Origin of the sequence: Niallia taxi, from assembly GCF_032818155.1 — a bacterium.
GTDB classification, from domain to species: domain Bacteria; phylum Bacillota; class Bacilli; order Bacillales; family Cytobacillaceae; genus Niallia; species Niallia taxi_A.
The window spans coordinates 1,044,511-1,062,669 of record NZ_CP102589.1; the positions used below are offsets into that span (position 1 = coordinate 1,044,511).

Consider the following 18,159-nt stretch of genomic DNA (forward strand, 5'->3'; position numbering starts at 1 on the left):
TTAGAATGGCTGATGAAAAAAGAAGAATTTTGCAACTGTTGGAAGAAGGGAAGCTTACGATAGAAGAGGCTCTGTCTTTAATTGAAAAAGCAGATGAAGCGGATTTGGTTAAAAAACTTAACAGTGAGGAGACTCCTGCTGAAGATTCTGTTTTTCAAGAAAAGAAGAAAGAACCATATCAGCAATCAGCTTTTAAATTTCAATCGGCGAAAGAGAAATTGTTCGACTTTGTAGATAATGCAGTGAAAAAAGTAAAGGAAGTAGACTTCGATCAGTTAAATATTACAAGACATGAAGAAGTATCGCATATTTTTCAATTTACAGAGGTATTTCCAAAAAACATAGATGTTGATATACCAAACGGTGAAGTAGAGATTATTCCTTGGGACCAAGACGAAATTCGCATTGAGTGCAAGGCGAAGATATACAGAGTGGATTCGAATGAACAGGCGAAGGAATTGTTCTTGAAGGAAGTGCAAGTAAAGGCGAAGGAAGATATTCTAGAGCTTAAAGTAAATCATAAGTGGATGAAATTGCAGACGAAGTTTTATATTCCGAAAAATGCTTATCATATAGCAAAGGTTAGATTATTTACGGGCTCCATTAAAACATACGATTTACTGGCAAATCAGCTTTATGCCAAAACAGCAAACGGAAAAATTACGATAAATGCCGGGCAAAGCGAAAAGCTTGAAGCGGATGCGGCAAACGGCAGTATTGTCATTGAAAACAGTGTGATTGAAAAGCTTGATGGAGAAACATTAAATGGTGCAATCAAGGCAGAAGGTTTCTTCCGAAAGGTCGACCTCCAATCATTTAATGGCAATATCCTTTGCATCAATCATTCAGAAGATATTGAAGTGCTTGAGTTGAACGGCACAACTGGAAGTATTGAGGTTCAAGTACCAGACCAGCTTGCTGTTACTGGAAATTTAAAGACTAATTTTGGTGGATTTAATGTTGAATTGGAGGGTATACAAATAATAGAGGAAAAAAATGATGTGCTCCAAAAGGTGATGCAGTTCCAGTCCATTCAATCATTAGATAAACGAACTAAAATTGAAGCAAATACAAAAACTGGATCCATCAAAATTAAAAAGCGGGAGCAGCAGTAATCTTCGAAAGGAGACAATATGAAGAAATTAGTGCGCTCAACAAATAATCGGAAATTGGCAGGAGTTATCGGTGGACTTGCAGAAAATATCAATGTTAATGCAAATCTGTTAAGAGTAATTTTCGTCCTGGCATTAATTCCGACTGGGTTTTCACTAGTGTTAATTTACTTATTATTGACGTTTGTTCTTCCAAATGAGGTGTAGGAAAATATGAAGTGGTTATTAGGTATTGTTATAAATGCAGTGTTTTTCATTGCGTTGGCAGGGTTGTTTAAAGATTCATTTTACCTTTCTGGTATAGGAGCAGCAATTGGAGCAAGTGTTATTCTGTCATTGCTTAATATTGTTGTTAAGCCTATCCTGATTCTTTTGACACTCCCTGTAACAATACTATCCTTAGGTTTGTTTTTATTTGTAATCAATGCAATTACCCTTTCTTTAACAGATCACTTAATGGGAGACAGCTTTGAGATTTCAAGCTTTGGCATGAGCATGCTTGCAAGTGTCCTGCTTTCTCTCTTTAATATCATTATTCAGAATACAATGCTGAAAAGTGAAAAGTAAATTTGTTAAGATGGTTTTAGCATGTGGAAAAGGCGGCGCATATGTGTCGGCCTTTTTTCTTTTCCTTGAAAAAAGCTATACGAAAAACGTCAATTAACATAGTCAGAATCTAGCATAAATTTATGGAATAATGCTAAAATAAGATGATGCGATAAAGTTATTTAGTTAAAGCAGCATTGAACCTTTGAAGGAGGAACCCCATTGGCTAAGGTATTAATAAAAGAAGTAATGGAAGAGTTTGATTTAGAACTGATCAGTGGTGAAGAAGGAATTAATAGACCGATTACGGTAAGTGATATATCTAGACCTGGATTAGAGCTTGCAGGTTATTTTGATTATTATCCTGCAGAAAGGGTGCAGCTCCTTGGGAAAACCGAGCTTACATTTGCAGAGAAGCTAAGTGAAGAGGAGCGGGAAACAAGGCTGACAAGGCTTTGTAATGATATAACGCCAGGAATTATCATCACAAGAGGTAAAGAGGTACCAGCAGAATTAATAGAAGCTGCTGAAAGAAATGCCGTGCCTGTTATGCGTTCCAAACAGAAGACATCTTTATTCTCAAGCAGACTGACAAACTTTCTTGAGCGCAAGCTAGCTCCGACTACTGCTGTTCATGGTGTGCTTGTAGATATTTATGGTGTTGGTGTGCTTATCACTGGAAAAAGCGGTGTTGGTAAAAGTGAGACTGCACTTGAGCTTGTTAAAAGAGGACATCGTCTTGTAGCAGATGACTGTGTAGAGATTCGCCAAGAGGACGAGGGAGTAATTGTCGGACGCTCTCCTGAATTAATTGAGCATCTGTTGGAAATCCGCGGATTAGGTATTATCAATGTGATGACATTGTTTGGAGCTGGTGCTGTCAGAAGTGATAAAAAAATCTCCATCATCATGTCTCTTGAGCTGTGGGAACAAAACAAGCAGTATGACCGCTTAGGCTTAGATGAAGAGAAAATGAAAATTATTGATACAGATGTAACAAAGCTGACAATTCCTGTTCGTCCTGGACGAAACTTGGCAGTTATCATTGAGGTTGCAGCGATGAACTTCCGTCTGAAAAGAATGGGTGTAAATGCTGCACAGCAATTTACGAACAAGCTTGCTAACGTGATTTCACACGAGAATGCATGATAGCCTTATAGAGAAAAATAACTAAAGGGGAAAAAGGGAGGAATAGTAGTGGAGAATATACAGCCGATTGATCCTATTGCATTTTCGATAGGAGGGCTAGATGTTCGTTGGTATGGTGTTATTATCGGAACAGGTCTTATCCTGGCTTTGATTTTGGCAATACGTGAAGGGAACAGGCGAGGCCTTGGAAAAGATGATTTCCCGGACTTAATGCTTTGGGCTATTCCGATATCCATAATATCTGCCAGAATTTATTATGTTATTTTTGAATGGGATTATTACGGCAGCCATTTAGGAGATATTCCGAAAATATGGCATGGCGGTATTGCCATTCATGGTGCGTTGATTGGTGCCATTATAACGACATACATATTTACAAAGAAAAAGGGCATTTCGTTTTGGAAAATGGCAGATATCGCAGCACCAAGCATTATTTTAGGTCAGGCGATTGGCCGTTGGGGCAATTTTATGAACCAAGAAGCACACGGCAGGGAAGTAAGCCGTTCGTTTTTAGAAGGCTTGCATTTACCTCAATTCATTATTGATCAAATGTATATAAATGGAACTTACTATCACCCGACATTTTTATATGAATCTTTATGGAATATTGTTGGTTTCATCATTTTAATGTTATTAAGAAGAGTTAACTTACGCAGAGGGGAAATATTCTTCTCTTACATTATTTGGTACTCAATCGGTCGGTTCTTCATTGAAGGGATGAGAACAGACAGTTTAATGGTTGGTGATTTAAGAATGGCGCAGCTTATTTCCTTGGCATTGATCTTAGTGTCAATTCTGGCTGTTATTTACAGAAGGAAATCCGGATTGGCGAGCGAGCGCTATTTGGAGAGCGGTAACTAGAAGTCAGAAAGGATAGATAAGATGAACGGAAAAATTAATACACTGTTATTTGATTTAGATGGAACACTTATCGATACAAATGAACTAATCATTTCATCATTTTTGCATACATTGGAGTTCTATTATCCTGGTAAATATCAACGCGAAGATGTCATTCCATTCATGGGCCCAACCTTAATGGAGACATTCGGCGGGATAGATGTAGACAAGGCAGAGGAAATGGCCGCTAAGTACAGGGCATTTAATATAGCTAACCATGATAATATTGTGACGATTTTTGAAGGTGTTTATGACACGATTAAGACTTTAAAAGAAAGTGGCTATAAGGTTGGAATTGTCACGACAAAGTTGTCAGATGTAGTCAATATGGGCTTGCGTTTAACGAAGCTGGATGAATTTTTTGATGTCATTGTTGCACTTGATCATGTGAAGAATGCAAAGCCAGATCCAGAACCAGTCTTAATGGCGCTGGAACAGCTCGGGTCTTCACCTGAGGAAGCAATTATGGTCGGTGACAACTCTCATGACATACTTGCAGGGAAAAATGCGGGAACAAAAACAGCAGGTGTAGCATGGACTTTAAAAGGAAGAGATTTCTTGGCTTCCTTGCAGCCAGATTATCTTTTGGATAATATGAGCGATCTGCTGACTATTCTTGAAGTGGAAGTTAAATGAGACGAACGACTCGCTATCCGGTGAGCGGTCCCAACTCTTTATGGCATGTTTATAAAACAGTTCCGTTTCTGAAGGTAATCAAAAATTTCATCGTCATTCAGCTTGCAAGATATACTCCGTTTCTTGGATTGAAAAACTGGATGTATCGCAAACTACTGAAAATGACCGTCGGCAGGGAAACATCCTTTGCTTTAATGGTGATGGTCGACATTATGTACCCAGAAAAAATAAAAGTGGGGAAAAATACGGTCATCGGCTATAACACCACAATTTTGGCGCATGAGTATCTCATTGAGGAGTATCGTCTTGGAGAGATAGTAATCGGTGATGAAGTGATGATTGGTGCGAATACGACAATTCTTCCTGGTGTGGAAATTGGTGACAAAGCAGTTGTTTCTGCAGGCACCCTTGTTCATAAGGATGTTCCTGCCGGCAGTTTCGTTGGCGGTAATCCAATGCAAATCATATATTCTGCGGACGAGATGCAAAAGCGGCGACAAAATAGTCCGATTTATATAGTAGAAGAATAAAATAGGGCAACTCTAATAATGAGTCTTATTTCAAAGGGAACGACAATAAGTCAGACCAATTTGGAAAAAGATCATGAGCTAGGGTTGCTTTTTTTTATAAAAGAGAAAAGTCAGAAAACAGTGTTTTTTACTTGACCAAAAGGGATTGGAAGAGTAAACTACAACTAACCTTTAATTTGTTAGCATATTAGCGAACTAAAGTATTCGGAATATTCTTCTTTATGAGGTGTATAAAATGAGCAGCTTGTTTATGTTTGAAAAGCCATTAGGAATGAGAGATAGTTTACCTGAAATATATGAAACAAAATATATAGTAAAGCAAAAAATGGACAAAGAAATAAAGCAATGGGGTTATCAATTTATTGAGACACCTACATTGGAGTACTACGAAACAGTTGGAGCAGCCTCTGCTATTTTAGATCAGCAGCTGTTTAAGCTACTCGACCAGCAAGGACATACATTGGTGCTTCGTCCTGATATGACTGCACCAATCGCAAGGTTGGCAGCTTCTAAACTGTTGAATGAAGACTTGCCGCTGCGCCTTGCCTATAATGCCTCTGTTTTTCGAGCACAGCAAAGAGAAGGTGGCAGACCTGCAGAGTTTGAACAAATTGGTGTCGAGTATATTGGTGACAAAACAGTTAGCGCAGACGGCGAAGGGATAGCGCTGATGATATCCTTATTAGAGAAGGCGGGCGTGCAGAAATATCAGCTTTCTGTTGGCCATATCGGCTTTGTGCAAGCTTTTTTTGAACAAATTCTTGGCACGAAGGAAAGAGCAGACGCCTTGACGAAATACTTGTATGAGAAAAATTATGTCGGCTATCGTCAGCATGTGGATAATCTTTCGTTGTCTAGCATTGATAAACAGAGGCTTCATGATTTTCTGAAGCTAAGAGGTGGGGAGGAAATCATTCCTCTTGCATATAAGCTGATTGAAAATGGCAGTGGAACACAAGCAATTGATGACTTACAGCAATTATGGGACATCCTATTAGATTACGGTGTTGAAAATCAAGTTCGCTTTGATTTAACCCTTGTCAGCCATATGAGCTATTACACAGGAATTCTGTATGAGGCATATGCCGAAGGGGTTGGGTTTCCAATTGGAAGTGGAGGCAGATATGATCTCCTCCTCGCTAAATTTGGAAAGAACACAGGCGCAACAGGGTTTGCTATTCGCATTGATCATTTGCTGGAGGCATTAGGAAGTCTTGCTAGAAAAAGTGATATTCACTGCATTCTTTTCAGTGGTGACAGAAGAAAAGAAGCATTCGAACTGGCAAAGCAAAAAAGAGCAGACGGCTTTAAAGTGATTACACAGGACATAAATGGTGTTGGCAACGTGGATGCTTGTACAAAGCAATATGATGAGATTACCTTGCTAGTCGGTAAAGCGGGAATGGAGGTTGTCAAATGAGTGATATTCTAACAATTGCCATGCCAAAAGGAAGGATTTTTGAAGAAGCAGCAGAGCTTTTACGAGAAGCTGGTTATCAGCTGCCACAGGAATTTGACGACTCCAGAAAACTAATTATTGATGTAGAGGAAGAAAACTTCCGGTTTATACTGGCAAAACCTATGGATGTTCCCACATATGTTGAGCATGGTGTTGCAGATTTAGGAATCGCAGGCAAGGACGTTATGCTAGAAGAAGAAAGAGATGTTTATGAGCTTTTGGACTTGAAAATAAGTGCTTGTTACTTAGCAGTTGCAGGCTTGCCAAATACAAAATTAAATGAGATTGCACCTCGAATTGCAACAAAATATCCAAATGTAGCTGCAGCATATTTTCGTGAACAAGGCTCACAGGTGGAAATCATTAAGTTGAATGGTTCTATTGAGATCGCGCCAATTATCGGCTTAACAGATCGGATTGTAGATATTGTTTCTACAGGAAAGACGCTTGTTGAAAATGGTCTTGTTGAATATGAAAAAATTGTTGATATTACTTCCCGACTTATTGTTAATCCAGTCAGCTATCGCATGAAGGATAAACGAATAAGTGATTTAGTCGACCGTGTTAACGTTGTAGTAAGAGCGGTGCAAAAATAGATTTTGGAGTGGAGACCGGAATGAAAATTGTAAATGGTGTAGACAGTTCCTACCTGAAACGATCTGTGGATGCAGGGACGGAAGAACAGAGAATTATTGTGAAGGACATTATAGCAAATGTGAAAAACGCTGGTGATAAAGCGTTGAAGGAATATACGTTGAAATTTGATCAAGCCGATTTATCAAGCCTTCTGGTCAGCGAAGAAGAATTGGAAGCTGCCTACGAAGACGTTGATAAGGAAATGGTAGCCATTATTCAAGAGGCGGCGGAAAATATTCGGTCTTATCACCAAAATCAGCTGAAAACCTCGTGGATGGTAACAAAGGAAGATGGCACAATACTCGGGCAAAAAATAACACCATTGGATTCAGTCGGTGTTTACGTTCCAGGTGGTACAGCGGCATATCCTTCATCTGTTCTGATGAATGTTGTACCCGCAAAGGTCGCAGGCGTTGCTAGAATCGTCATGGTGTCCCCTCCGAACGCAGATGGAAAATTGCCAAGTGCAGTTTTGGTAGCAGCACATATCGCTGGTGTAAAAGAAATCTATAAGGCTGGAGGAGCACAAGCAGTTGCTGCCCTTGCATATGGAACGGAAACGATAAACAGCGTCGATAAAATTGTTGGACCAGGCAATATTTTTGTAGCACTAGCAAAAAGGGAAGTTTACGGTGATGTTGATATTGATATGATTGCAGGTCCTAGTGAAATTGCCGTTCTTGCAGATGAAACAGCAAATGCAAATGAAGTGGCAGCAGACCTCCTGTCACAGGCAGAGCATGACACAAGAGCATCGGCTGTTCTTGTAACAACATCCCAGGTGCTTGCAGAACAAGTTTCAGCAGAAGTGGAAAAGCAGCTGAGCGAATTACCACGCAAAGAAATTGCTCAGAAATCTATTGAAGATTATGGGTTGATTGTGTTAACCGAGACAATGGATCTTGCGGTAGAATCAATCAATGCAATTGCCCCTGAACATCTGGAAATTATCACAGAAAATCCGTTTGAGCTGCTTGGTAAAATCAAGCATGCTGGTGCTATTTTTCTCGGGCGTTACAGCTCGGAGCCGGTCGGTGATTATTTTGCAGGGACAAATCATGTTTTACCGACTAATGGAACGGCTAGATTCTCCAGTCCATTAAATGTTGACGACTTCCAAAAGAAATCAAGCGTAATTTCCTACAGTGAAAAGGCGTTTGCCCAAAATGGCCAGAAAATTGCCGCATTTGCACGCCTTGAAGGCTTGGAAGCACATGCTAGAGCAATCGAAGCAAGATATAAAAACAAGTAATATTCTTTACAGGAGGATTAAAAGATGGGAAGAACAGCAGCGATAAGCAGGAAAACAGGCGAAACGAATATCCAATTGTCCTACAATATTGATGGGGAGGGCATTTCGGAAATTGATTCAGGCGTACCTTTTATGAACCATATGCTTGATCTCTTTACAAAGCATGGTCAATTTAACTTAACAGTTCAAGCAAATGGGGATATTGAGGTTGACGACCATCATACTACAGAGGACATTGGTATTTGTCTTGGTCTTGCATTGAAGGAAGCACTTGGTGATAAAAAGGGAATTAAACGCTATGGAAACAGCTTTGTCCCAATGGATGAAACATTGGCACAAGTGGTAGTAGATTTAAGCAATCGTCCTCATCTTGAGTTCCGAGCGGAATTTCCAAGCAATAAGGTAGGGACATTTGATACAGAGCTTGTTCATGAGTTTTTATGGAAATTTGCCTTAGAAGCAAGAATAAACTTGCATGTCATCCTGCATTATGGGCAAAACACTCATCATATGATTGAAGCAATCTTTAAAGCGTTGGCTAGAGCGCTTGACGAGGCAACAACAATTGATCCAAGAGTAAAAGGAATTCCATCCACGAAAGGAATGCTTTAAAATGCTTGGAATTATCGATTATGGCATGGGCAATTTATTTAGTGTAAGCAAAGCACTAGAAAGATTGGACATTCCTTATTTCATTTCGGAGGATGCGGAGAAGCTGATGGAAGCAGATGCGTTAATTCTGCCAGGTGTCGGGGCATTTAAGGATGCGATGGCAAAACTTAATGAATCAGGCTTAGCTGATATGATCCGTCAATATGCTAACAGCCAAAGGCCATTGCTTGGCATCTGCTTAGGCATGCAGCTCCTTTTTGATGAAAGCGAGGAGCATGGTCAGGCAGAAGGTCTCCACTTATTGCCAGGTAAGATCGTCCGCTTTCCAGGTGAAACAGCAGATGGTGAGAAATATAAAGTGCCGCATATGGGCTGGAACCGAATTGAGTTTAAGAAGGATTCAAAATTAACTGCGGGATTAACAAATGATTATGTTTATTTCGTCCATTCTTACTATGCAGAAACAAACGATGACATTATCATTGCCAGCAGTGATTATGACAAGGAAGTGCCAGCAGTAGTCGGAAAAGACAATGTATACGGAATGCAATTTCATCCTGAAAAAAGCAGCAAGCTGGGGATGGAGCTACTTGGCGGCTTTACGGAGCTTATAAAGAAAGGATGAACAACATGAGTTTTACTTTATATCCTGCGATTGATATGAGAGGCGGCAAGTGTGTCCGTCTCCTTCAAGGAGATTACGATAAAGAGACTGTTTACGGTGATTCTCCGTTTGACATGGCAAAAAGCTTTGCAGACCAAGGAGCAGAGTGGATACATATGGTCGACCTTGACGGAGCGAAGGATGGTAAAAGAGTCAATGATTTATTCGTAATAGAAGCAGCAAACAAACTGGGCGTTTCTGTGCAAATCGGTGGAGGCATTCGAACAGAGGAGGACATTGCTCACTATTTGGAAAATGGAGTTACACGTGTCATCATTGGAAGCATTGCTATATCCAATCCTGATTTTGCGATTGAAATGATTAAAAAGTATGGTAGTGCGATTGCTCTTGGTATTGATGCAAAAAATGGCTTTGTGGCAACGCATGGCTGGATTGAGACATCTGCAACACAAGCAGTGGACCTAGGGAAAAGATTTGCTGATGCAGGTGCAGAAAACTTCATATTTACTGACATTGCGACAGATGGCATGCTTAGTGGTCCGAATGTGTCTGCGGTTAGAGAAATGGCTGCTGTAACGAAAAAGAATGTGATTGCCTCTGGCGGAGTCAGCAGTCTTGCAGACCTTGCTGCATTAAAACAGTACGCCGCTGATGGTGTTACTGGTGCAATAATCGGCAAGGCACTATATGAAGGACGTTTTACACTTCGAGAGGCATTAAATGAGGTGGGAAGATAATGTTGACGAAAAGAATCATTCCTTGCCTGGATGTTAAGGAAGGGCGGGTCGTTAAGGGTGTGCAGTTTGTCCAACTCCGAGATGCTGGCGATCCAGTCGAGCTTGCTCGTTTTTATGATGAGCAAGGCGCCGATGAGCTTGTTTTTCTTGATATTTCAGCATCCCATGAAGGGCGCAAAACAATGGTTGAAGTGGTGAAGGAAGTTGCTTCAGAGCTTGCCATTCCTTTCACTGTCGGCGGCGGAATTAATACATTGGAAGATATGAAAAGAATTCTCCGTGCTGGTGCTGATAAAGTATCCTTAAATACAGCAGCAGTCACAAATCCAAAATTAATCACCGAAGGAGCTAATTTTTTCGGGTCTCAATGTATTGTTGTTGCCATTGATGCCAAATTCGACCAAGAGCTTGGAACATGGAGAGTGTACACACACGGCGGCAGGACACCTGTCGACAAAGATGTTATCACATGGGCAAAAGAAGCAGTCGAGCTTGGTGCAGGTGAAATCCTGTTGACGAGCATGGATTCTGATGGAGAGAAAAAGGGATTTGACTTATCCTTAACAAAAGCAGTAAGTGAGGCTGTTACTGTTCCTGTCATTGCATCTGGCGGTGCTGGTAACGCAGAGGATTTCCTGGAGGTATTTGAAGAAGCAAATGCAGATGCAGCACTGGCTGCGAGCATTTTTCACTATAAAGAAACCTCTGTTAATGAAGTCAAAGGATATCTACATGAAAGAGGAGTGCTTGTAAGATGACATTAGATGAGCTTAAATTTGATGAAAAAGGACTAATCCCAGCAATCGTTCAAGATGCTGCTACAAAGGAAGTTCTTACATTGGCGTATATGAACGAGGAATCATTAGGAAAATCACTGGCTACTGGAGAAACATGGTTTTACAGCAGGTCAAGAAGTGAGCTGTGGCACAAAGGAGCAACAAGTGGAAACACACAGCAAATTGTTGAAATTAAATTTGACTGTGACAAGGATGCTCTTGTTGTCCTTGTATCACCGAATGGTCCTGCGTGTCATAATGGGACAGTTAGCTGTTTTGCTGAAAGTATTTATCAAAATAAAGATGCTGAGACTAAGGAACTTGCAAACTATCAAATTTTGAAAGACTTGGAAGCTGTCATTCAAGAAAGAGAGATCAATCGTCCTGAAGGTGCGTACACAACTTACCTGTTTGAAAAAGGGGTCGACAAAATCTTGAAGAAAGTCGGCGAGGAGGCAGCAGAAGTTATCATTGCAGCAAAGAATCGAGATACGGAAGAGCTGAAATGGGAAGCAGCCGATCTACTTTACCACCTTTTTGTATTGCTAAGGGAACAAGGACTTCCTTTTGCTGAAATACTTAAGGTTTTGGATAAACGCCATCAAGAAAAATAATGATACAGACTGTCTGACGGATTTTAGCGGCTTCGCTCTCCATTCCTGACGGCAGTTTTTTGTATGCTTTCATGAAATAAGGAAAATAAATTTGCAACAAAGAAAAACCATATTTTTTCAAAGCAGCGGGCATTTTCGTAAACTGCCTTCTCCGCATCCTTCGAAATATGGTATACTACATAAGTTGAAGCAATAGAAATTGCTCTGTATGAGTTTAAATAGATTGTTGGAGGATTACATGAATAAAGACTCAAATACTTTACAACCAATGGGTAAACTTATTACATTTAATCCTACAGGCGAATATTATTTTTCCAAAGGCATTAAGGCATATCATCAAAGAGATTATAATAAATCATTGAAATATTTGCAAAGAGCAATGCAGCTGGATCCCGGGGAACCGACGATACTTTGTCAACTTGCGATTGTCTATGCAGATATTGGAGAATATCAAAAATCCAATGAACTGCTTCATCTAATTATTGAAGAGCTAGATGAAGAAATGGTGGAATGTTATTATTTCCTTGCAAATAATTATGCGCATTTAGGATTTTTTAAAGATGCTTATTATCATGCTAAATTATATTTAAAGCTGGAACCAGAAGGTGAATTTCGGGAGGATACAGAGGATCTGCTTGAAGTGCTCACATTAGAATCAGACGACCTGGAAGAAGAGGAGCCTTATGAAGAGGAAGATCTGATTAACAGGCAAGAGCATGCTAGAGAGCTTCTTGAATCAGGTAATTTTAACAAAGCTGTTGAAATGCTGAAGAAAGTTATCTCTGATTATCCTGAGTACTGGTCTGCCTACAATAATTTGGCATTGGCTTACTTCTATCTTGGGGAAGTGAAAAAGGCGAACAGCATTCTTGAGGAAGTACTGGAGAAAAACGCTGGTAATCTTCATGCTCTTTGTAACAAGCTTGTTTTTGCTTATTATGAAGGAAGTATAGAAAGTATAACCGAGCAGACAGAAATCCTAAAAAAAATAAAGCCGATTTCTGTTGATCACCAATTTAAGCTTGGAACAACCTTTGCCCTTGTCGGAGAATATGAATCTGCTTATTTTCTTTTGCGAAAGCTACAAAAACAAGGATATACAGAGGATGCGACCTTCTACTATTGGCTGTCTGCCTCTGCCTATTTTGTTGGCAGGACAAAGTTTGCCAAGACTGTTTGGAAAAAAGTGCTTGAGCTGAATCCAGATAAAGAAGGACATGAACCATGGAAGGAAAAGGAAGATAAGGTCAATGGGTTTGAAGATCATATACCCTCCATCCTAAAGAGGTTTACTAGCAATCATCAAGAGGAGAGACTGTTTGCGGTATTTCTTACTTCTATTTCCAAAAACAAGGAAGCAATCCTGTCATCTTCACAAGTGATTGACACTCACAACTTCACTTCTTTGGAGAATCAATATCTCTCTTTTGTGAAGACAGGTGCAAGCATTAGCGATTCAACACTGTTAACGGCACATAGTACTGCCGAAATTATTTACAGTAAACATAATCCAATCGGAACGGTTGAGGCAGGGCTTTACTTAATGTGGTTTTCTGTTTTTATCCAGCTTCATAAAGCAGGAGTGAAAATGGGGAACAGCAGTGGATTAGCTGCGGCAATGGATTATGTGTGGAGCAAATACAGAAACGAAAAGACTTCACAAAAGGAAACGGCGAGTTTATACGGCCTTTCTACAGCAACACTGCAGAAATACATTAAAATCATCAATGAATATAATGAGTGATAATATAGGCTCCACCATTGAATGAGCAATGGTGGAAGTTTTTCTTTTATGAGCAAATATTTGGACTAAAACAGTGGGGTTTAATAGGATAGTATTAGATGGTAATACTACTTATAGTTAATTAGTGATTTGAACGCAGCGGTTTAGTAACACGAGCGTTTTTATAAATATAGAATGTTGAGAATAAAGGAGTGTTTGGTGTGGCAGAAGAGAAAATTTATGACGTGATTATTATTGGGGCAGGACCGGCAGGAATGACAGCAGCAGTGTATACATCCCGTGCTAACCTTTCTACGCTAATGATTGAAAGAGGGATTCCTGGTGGACAAATGGCGAATACAGAGGAAGTTGAGAATTTCCCTGGATTTGAAAGCATTTTAGGCCCAGATCTATCCAATAAAATGTTTAACCATGCAAAGAAATTCGGAGCAGAATATGCGTATGGAGACATTAAGGAAATTGTGGACGGCAATGAATTTAAGACAGTTAAAGCAGGCTCGAAGGAATACAAAACAAGATCAATTATTATTTCAACTGGTGCTGAGTACAAAAAAGTCGGTGTACCTGGTGAAAAAGAATTGGGCGGCCGTGGAGTTTCCTATTGTGCAGTTTGTGATGGCGCATTCTTTAAAGAAAAAAGACTGTTTGTTATCGGCGGAGGAGATTCAGCGGTAGAAGAGGGTGTGTACTTAACTCGTTTCGCTTCACAAGTAACAATTGTGCATCGCCGTGATGAACTAAGAGCCCAAAAAATCCTGCAAGACAGAGCGTTTGCAAACGATAAGGTTGATTTCATCTGGAATCATACAATAAAAGCCATTAATGAAAAGGACGGCAAGGTTGGAAGTGTGACGCTAGTTTCAACAGTTGATGATACAGAGCAAGTGTTAGATGCAGACGGCGTATTTATCTATATCGGTATGCTGCCACTATCAAAACCGTTTGAGAGCTTAGGAATTACAAACGAAAACGGTTATATTGAGACAAATGACCAAATGGAAACGAAAGTACCAGGCATCTTCGCAGCAGGAGACATCCGTGAGAAGACGCTTCGTCAAATCGTGACAGCTACAGGTGATGGCAGTATTGCAGCGCAAAGCGCTCAACACTATGTGGAAGAGCTTGTTGAATCATTGAAACAAAAAGCGTAATGAAAAAGCTTTCAAAGTGTTACTCGCTTTTAATTCTCCTGTAACAGTAGTGAAATATATTTCGGGTAACATAATAATAGAAATTGACCCCCTTTTAAGATATATATTTTGGTGCATAGGCGAATAGCCTATGCTTTTTTTTTGATAAAAATAAGGTAAGTCTTTTTGGGGAAATTTGTTGAATTTATTTGGAAAGGCATTTTATTGTGGGTGTTTCACAATAATAGTATAATATAAGGACTAAGCAATAGTTTCATTCTACATAGATTTAGACAAGAATGTTTGAGGTGATAAAGTGCAGCGTGTTACGAATTGCCTGTTGCTGAAGGATAATAAGGTGCTCCTGCTTCAAAAGCCAAGAAGAGGCTGGTGGGTGGCTCCAGGAGGAAAAATGGAGCCGGGAGAGTCTGTGAGAGACTCTTGCATTAGAGAATTCAGAGAAGAAACAGGTATATACTTGAGAAATCCAAATATTAAAGGCATTTTTACGTTCATCATTAAGGATGGCGACAAGATAACTTCAGAATGGATGATGTTTACCTTCTTCTCCACAAATGCGGATGGTGTCAATGTGGATGAGTCGGAAGAGGGAAAAATAGTCTGGCATGACATTGATAATGTCAAAAACTTGCCTATGGCAGAAGGCGATTATCACATCTTGGACTATATGATGCATGGTAATGGAATTATATATGGGACTTTCACATATACGCCTGATTTTGAACTAATTAGCTATCGGTTAGATCCAAGCTGAAAAATTTAAGGGGGAATGAGCATGGGTGCAAGTATGATGAACGAACCGCAAGTTGTCATTATTACAGGAATGTCTGGTGCAGGTAAAACAGTTGCCATTCAAAGCTTTGAAGACTTAGGGTTTTTCTGTGTAGACAACTTGCCGCCTACTCTTTTGCCGAAGTTTCTTGAACTAATGAAGGAATCGGAGAATAAGATGAATAAGGTTGCACTCGTGATGGATTTACGAGGCAGAGAGTTTTTTGAAAATCTATTCAGTGCATTGGATGATTTGGCCAATTCATGGGTAGTACCAAAAGTCCTTTTTCTGGATGCGGATGACAGTACTTTGGTCAGAAGGTATAAGGAAACAAGAAGATCACATCCACTTGCACCATCAGGTCTACCCCTTGAAGGCATTAAAATGGAGCGTGAACTGCTTGAGGAGCTTAAAGGCAGGGCACAAATCATTTACAATACGTCCAAAAGCTCGCCAAGAGACTTGCGTGAAAAAATATTAACGGAGTTTTCAGCTAACAAAGAGACGATTTTTACGGTGAATGTCATGAGTTTTGGTTTTAAGCACGGCATTCCCATTGATGCGGATTTAGTATTTGACGTTCGTTTCTTACCAAACCCTCATTACGTTGAGCATATGAGACCGAAGACAGGATTGGATGCTGATGTGTCCAGCTATGTATTAAAGTGGACAGAGACTGGCCAATTTCTTGAAAAAGTGATTGACCTCCTTACCTTTATGCTTCCGCAGTATAAAAGAGAAGGAAAGTCGCAGCTTGTTGTGGCGATCGGCTGCACAGGCGGCCAGCACCGTTCTGTTGCCTTGTCGGAATATATTGGACATCATTTCGAAGGTGACTATCATGTCGAAATAACTCATCGTGACATGGAGAGGAGAAAGGATCAACAAACATGAATGAAGTGGAGCATCCGAGAATTGTAATCATTGGCGGAGGAACGGGTCTGTCTGTGTTAGTAAGAGGATTAAAAAAATATCCTCTCGACATTACAGCAATTGTAACTGTTGCAGATGATGGTGGTAGTTCGGGCCGGCTGCGGAATGATCTAGATATTCCTGCGCCTGGTGATATCAGGAATGTGCTGGCAGCATTATCTGATGTTGAGCCGTTAGTGGAAGAAATGTTTCAGCATCGCTTTTCAAACAGCAAGGATCTTAATGGACATTCCTTAGGGAATTTAATTATAGCTGCAATGACATCAATAACAGGGAATTTCCCTTATGCTATTCAGGAAATGAGCAAGGTGCTTAATGTTCGCGGCAAGGTATTGCCTGCAACAAGCCATAGTGTTGTTCTTAATGCAATAATGGAGGATGGTTCAATCGTTACAGGAGAATCGCGCATTCCGGAAAGCGGCAAGAAAATAAAAGAAGTATTCCTAACACCAGAGAATGCTACGCCGCTGCCAGAAGCCATCCAGGCAATTCGTCAAGCAGACTTAATCGTAATTGGACCAGGAAGTCTGTATACGAGTATACTTCCAAATCTTGTCGTACCAGAAATAAGCAGGGAAATCATCACAGCTGCAGCTAAAAAGGTTTATATCTGTAATATTATGACGCAGGCTGGAGAAACACTTGATTTTTCTGCGAGTGATCATGTTAAGGCAATTTATGAACATATGCCTGAGCCTTTCTTGAATACTATATTGGTAAATAAAGAAAATATCCCCGGAAACGTTCTGGAACGGTATAATGAAGAGAAAGCAAAACCTGTCTTTTTTGACACAGAGAAATTAGAAAAGCTTGGACTGGAAGTCATACTTGGGGATATTATCAGCCTAGAAGAAAAGGTCATCCGCCATAATACGCTGGAAGTGGCTAAAATTCTTTATTCTATGCTTGACTCGAAAGTGGAATCAGAGCTTTAACAGGAAACAGGGTTTGCGTTTTAAATGGGGGTGAAGGTATGTCTTTCGCTTCAGAGACGAAAAAAGAACTGACGACGATTGAAGTTAAAGATTGCTGCGGCAGGGCAGAGCTGTCTGCCCTAATTCAGATGAATGGTACTTTATCCTTTTCTAATCAGAAACTGGTAGTAGACATTCAGACGGAAAATGCTGCGATAGCAAGAAGAATATATACACTCATCAAAAAGTATTATGACATACCTGTCGAGCTTTTAGTGAGAAAGAAGATGCGCCTCAAGAAAAACAATGTTTATATTGTAAGGCTGTCGGCAAAAGCGAAGGAGATTCTTGAAGATTTGAGTATTTTGACAGAGGGCTTTATGTTTACACATGAAATAGATGAAGGCCTTGTCAAAAAGAAATGCTGCAAGCGTTCCTATTTAAGAGGAGCGTTTCTTGCAGGCGGATCTGTCAACAACCCAGAAACATCCTCCTATCACTTGGAAATTACGTCGCTTTACAAAGAGCATATTGTTGCATTGAGCAATCTGATGAACACGTTCGATTTGAACAGTAAAGTGTTAGAAAGAAAAAAAGGATTTATCACGTACTTGAAGGAAGCCGAGAAAATAACAGAATTCCTCAATATTATTGGAGCTCACGGGGCATTGCTTCGATTTGAAGATATCCGGATTGTCAGAGATATGAGGAATTCCGTTAACAGACTTGTGAATTGTGAAACAGCAAACTTAAACAAAACGATTGGTGCTGCGCTGAGACAAGTCGAAAATATTCGCTTCATTGATAGAACAGTAGGGCTGCAGATACTCCCAGACAAGCTCAGGGAAATTGCAGAGCTCCGAGTTGCTTACCAGGATGTTACCTTGAAGGAACTTGGGGAAATGGTTTCCTCCGGGAATATTAGTAAATCCGGGATTAATCACAGACTGCGAAAAATAGATGAAATTGCTGATGCGCTTCGCAGAGGAGAACAAGTATAATAAACTATAGAAGGATAATATATCTTATCGGTTAAGACTATATTATCCTCCTTATATATT

21 protein-coding genes are annotated in these 18,159 nt (G+C 40.0%); all 21 read left to right on the top strand.

Annotation, left to right across the window (positions count from 1 at the left end; genetic code table 11):
- The first annotated feature begins 5 nt into the window (after positions 1-5).
- The 21 genes from NQZ71_RS05070 to whiA all read left to right on the top strand — a co-directional run bounded on the left by NQZ71_RS05070 (position 6) and on the right by whiA (position 18,099).
- The gene (locus NQZ71_RS05070; protein WP_317011444.1) at positions 6-1,115 is read left to right on the top strand and encodes a DUF4097 family beta strand repeat-containing protein; all 1,110 of its coding nucleotides are present in this window, start codon (positions 6-8) and stop codon (positions 1,113-1,115) included.
- Positions 1,116-1,133: 18 nt separating this feature from the next.
- Positions 1,134-1,319: a PspC domain-containing protein gene (locus NQZ71_RS05075; RefSeq protein ID WP_144453773.1), complete on the top strand. Its 186-nt coding sequence runs from the start codon at positions 1,134-1,136 to the stop codon at positions 1,317-1,319.
- Positions 1,320-1,325: 6 nt separating this feature from the next.
- Positions 1,326-1,679 (top strand): phage holin family protein, encoded by a 354-nt coding sequence (locus tag NQZ71_RS05080; RefSeq protein ID WP_127738162.1) that lies wholly within the window; start codon positions 1,326-1,328, stop codon positions 1,677-1,679.
- Positions 1,680-1,880: 201 nt separating this feature from the next.
- The gene (hprK, locus tag NQZ71_RS05085; protein ID WP_127738161.1) at positions 1,881-2,807 is read left to right on the top strand and encodes an HPr(Ser) kinase/phosphatase; all 927 of its coding nucleotides are present in this window, start codon (positions 1,881-1,883) and stop codon (positions 2,805-2,807) included.
- A gap of 48 nt (positions 2,808-2,855) precedes the next feature.
- On the top strand, positions 2,856-3,668 hold the full coding sequence (lgt, locus tag NQZ71_RS05090; protein ID WP_222118233.1) for a prolipoprotein diacylglyceryl transferase: 813 nt from the start codon (positions 2,856-2,858) through the stop codon (positions 3,666-3,668).
- A gap of 21 nt (positions 3,669-3,689) precedes the next feature.
- Entirely contained in the window at positions 3,690-4,343 is a 654-nt protein-coding gene (gene ppaX, locus NQZ71_RS05095) for a pyrophosphatase PpaX (protein ID WP_317011445.1), read from the top strand.
- Positions 4,340-4,873, top strand: coding sequence for an acyltransferase (locus NQZ71_RS05100; protein ID WP_144453767.1), 534 nt, complete (start codon positions 4,340-4,342; stop codon positions 4,871-4,873). Before ppaX ends, NQZ71_RS05100 begins: the two co-directional genes overlap by 4 nt.
- A 235-nt stretch (positions 4,874-5,108) precedes the next feature.
- On the top strand, positions 5,109-6,293 hold the full coding sequence (locus NQZ71_RS05105; protein ID WP_275009090.1) for an ATP phosphoribosyltransferase regulatory subunit: 1,185 nt from the start codon (positions 5,109-5,111) through the stop codon (positions 6,291-6,293).
- Complete coding sequence (hisG, locus tag NQZ71_RS05110; protein ID WP_144453763.1) at positions 6,290-6,928, top strand: ATP phosphoribosyltransferase; 639 nt, start codon at positions 6,290-6,292, stop codon at positions 6,926-6,928. The genes NQZ71_RS05105 and hisG overlap by 4 nt, the downstream gene beginning before the upstream one ends.
- Positions 6,929-6,948: 20 nt before the next feature.
- A complete protein-coding gene (gene hisD / locus NQZ71_RS05115; protein WP_275009091.1) occupies positions 6,949-8,220 on the top strand; it encodes a histidinol dehydrogenase in 1,272 nt (423 codons plus the stop codon).
- Positions 8,221-8,244: 24 nt separating this feature from the next.
- The gene (gene hisB, locus NQZ71_RS05120; RefSeq protein ID WP_144453759.1) at positions 8,245-8,832 is read left to right on the top strand and encodes an imidazoleglycerol-phosphate dehydratase HisB; all 588 of its coding nucleotides are present in this window, start codon (positions 8,245-8,247) and stop codon (positions 8,830-8,832) included.
- A 1-nt stretch (position 8,833) separates the two neighbouring features.
- Complete coding sequence (hisH, locus tag NQZ71_RS05125; RefSeq protein ID WP_144453757.1) at positions 8,834-9,457, top strand: imidazole glycerol phosphate synthase subunit HisH; 624 nt, start codon at positions 8,834-8,836, stop codon at positions 9,455-9,457.
- 5 nt (positions 9,458-9,462) lie between these two features.
- The gene (gene hisA, locus NQZ71_RS05130; RefSeq protein WP_317011446.1) at positions 9,463-10,194 is read left to right on the top strand and encodes a 1-(5-phosphoribosyl)-5-[(5-phosphoribosylamino)methylideneamino]imidazole-4-carboxamide isomerase; all 732 of its coding nucleotides are present in this window, start codon (positions 9,463-9,465) and stop codon (positions 10,192-10,194) included.
- Positions 10,194-10,952 (top strand): imidazole glycerol phosphate synthase subunit HisF, encoded by a 759-nt coding sequence (gene hisF / locus NQZ71_RS05135; protein WP_144453753.1) that lies wholly within the window; start codon positions 10,194-10,196, stop codon positions 10,950-10,952. Before hisA ends, hisF begins: the two co-directional genes overlap by 1 nt.
- Positions 10,949-11,584, top strand: a complete 636-nt coding sequence (gene hisIE / locus NQZ71_RS05140) for a bifunctional phosphoribosyl-AMP cyclohydrolase/phosphoribosyl-ATP diphosphatase HisIE (protein WP_275009096.1) — start codon at positions 10,949-10,951, stop codon at positions 11,582-11,584. The genes hisF and hisIE overlap by 4 nt, the downstream gene beginning before the upstream one ends.
- A gap of 238 nt (positions 11,585-11,822) precedes the next feature.
- Entirely contained in the window at positions 11,823-13,328 is a 1,506-nt protein-coding gene (locus NQZ71_RS05145) for a tetratricopeptide repeat protein (protein ID WP_275009097.1), read from the top strand.
- A 200-nt stretch (positions 13,329-13,528) separates the two neighbouring features.
- Positions 13,529-14,479: a thioredoxin-disulfide reductase gene (trxB, locus tag NQZ71_RS05150; RefSeq protein WP_127738148.1), complete on the top strand. Its 951-nt coding sequence runs from the start codon at positions 13,529-13,531 to the stop codon at positions 14,477-14,479.
- Between the two features lie 295 nt (positions 14,480-14,774).
- Positions 14,775-15,233 (top strand): NUDIX hydrolase, encoded by a 459-nt coding sequence (locus NQZ71_RS05155; protein WP_127738147.1) that lies wholly within the window; start codon positions 14,775-14,777, stop codon positions 15,231-15,233.
- Between the two features lie 15 nt (positions 15,234-15,248).
- Positions 15,249-16,145 (top strand): RNase adapter RapZ, encoded by an 897-nt coding sequence (gene rapZ, locus NQZ71_RS05160; RefSeq protein ID WP_144453747.1) that lies wholly within the window; start codon positions 15,249-15,251, stop codon positions 16,143-16,145.
- Positions 16,142-17,119 carry a gluconeogenesis factor YvcK family protein gene (locus tag NQZ71_RS05165; RefSeq protein ID WP_317011447.1) on the top strand — a complete coding sequence of 326 codons (978 nt, stop codon included), beginning with the start codon at positions 16,142-16,144 and terminating at the stop codon, positions 17,117-17,119. The genes rapZ and NQZ71_RS05165 overlap by 4 nt, the downstream gene beginning before the upstream one ends.
- A 38-nt stretch (positions 17,120-17,157) precedes the next feature.
- Positions 17,158-18,099 carry a DNA-binding protein WhiA gene (gene whiA, locus NQZ71_RS05170; RefSeq protein WP_144453743.1) on the top strand — a complete coding sequence of 314 codons (942 nt, stop codon included), beginning with the start codon at positions 17,158-17,160 and terminating at the stop codon, positions 18,097-18,099.
- Positions 18,100-18,159 lie beyond the last annotated feature (60 nt).

Coding starts and splice junctions, on each gene's coding strand:
- NQZ71_RS05070 (WP_317011444.1), top strand. CDS start 6: ATGGCTGATGAAAAAAGAAGAATTTTGCAACTGTTGGAAGAAGGGAAG.
- NQZ71_RS05075 (WP_144453773.1), top strand. CDS start 1,134: ATGAAGAAATTAGTGCGCTCAACAAATAATCGGAAATTGGCAGGAGTT.
- NQZ71_RS05080 (WP_127738162.1), top strand. CDS start 1,326: ATGAAGTGGTTATTAGGTATTGTTATAAATGCAGTGTTTTTCATTGCG.
- ppaX (WP_317011445.1), top strand. CDS start 3,690: ATGAACGGAAAAATTAATACACTGTTATTTGATTTAGATGGAACACTT.
- NQZ71_RS05100 (WP_144453767.1), top strand. CDS start 4,340: ATGAGACGAACGACTCGCTATCCGGTGAGCGGTCCCAACTCTTTATGG.
- NQZ71_RS05105 (WP_275009090.1), top strand. CDS start 5,109: ATGAGCAGCTTGTTTATGTTTGAAAAGCCATTAGGAATGAGAGATAGT.
- hisG (WP_144453763.1), top strand. CDS start 6,290: ATGAGTGATATTCTAACAATTGCCATGCCAAAAGGAAGGATTTTTGAA.
- hisD (WP_275009091.1), top strand. CDS start 6,949: ATGAAAATTGTAAATGGTGTAGACAGTTCCTACCTGAAACGATCTGTG.
- hisB (WP_144453759.1), top strand. CDS start 8,245: ATGGGAAGAACAGCAGCGATAAGCAGGAAAACAGGCGAAACGAATATC.
- hisH (WP_144453757.1), top strand. CDS start 8,834: ATGCTTGGAATTATCGATTATGGCATGGGCAATTTATTTAGTGTAAGC.
- hisA (WP_317011446.1), top strand. CDS start 9,463: ATGAGTTTTACTTTATATCCTGCGATTGATATGAGAGGCGGCAAGTGT.
- hisF (WP_144453753.1), top strand. CDS start 10,194: ATGTTGACGAAAAGAATCATTCCTTGCCTGGATGTTAAGGAAGGGCGG.
- hisIE (WP_275009096.1), top strand. CDS start 10,949: ATGACATTAGATGAGCTTAAATTTGATGAAAAAGGACTAATCCCAGCA.
- NQZ71_RS05145 (WP_275009097.1), top strand. CDS start 11,823: ATGAATAAAGACTCAAATACTTTACAACCAATGGGTAAACTTATTACA.
- rapZ (WP_144453747.1), top strand. CDS start 15,249: ATGAGCATGGGTGCAAGTATGATGAACGAACCGCAAGTTGTCATTATT.
- NQZ71_RS05165 (WP_317011447.1), top strand. CDS start 16,142: ATGAATGAAGTGGAGCATCCGAGAATTGTAATCATTGGCGGAGGAACG.
- whiA (WP_144453743.1), top strand. CDS start 17,158: ATGTCTTTCGCTTCAGAGACGAAAAAAGAACTGACGACGATTGAAGTT.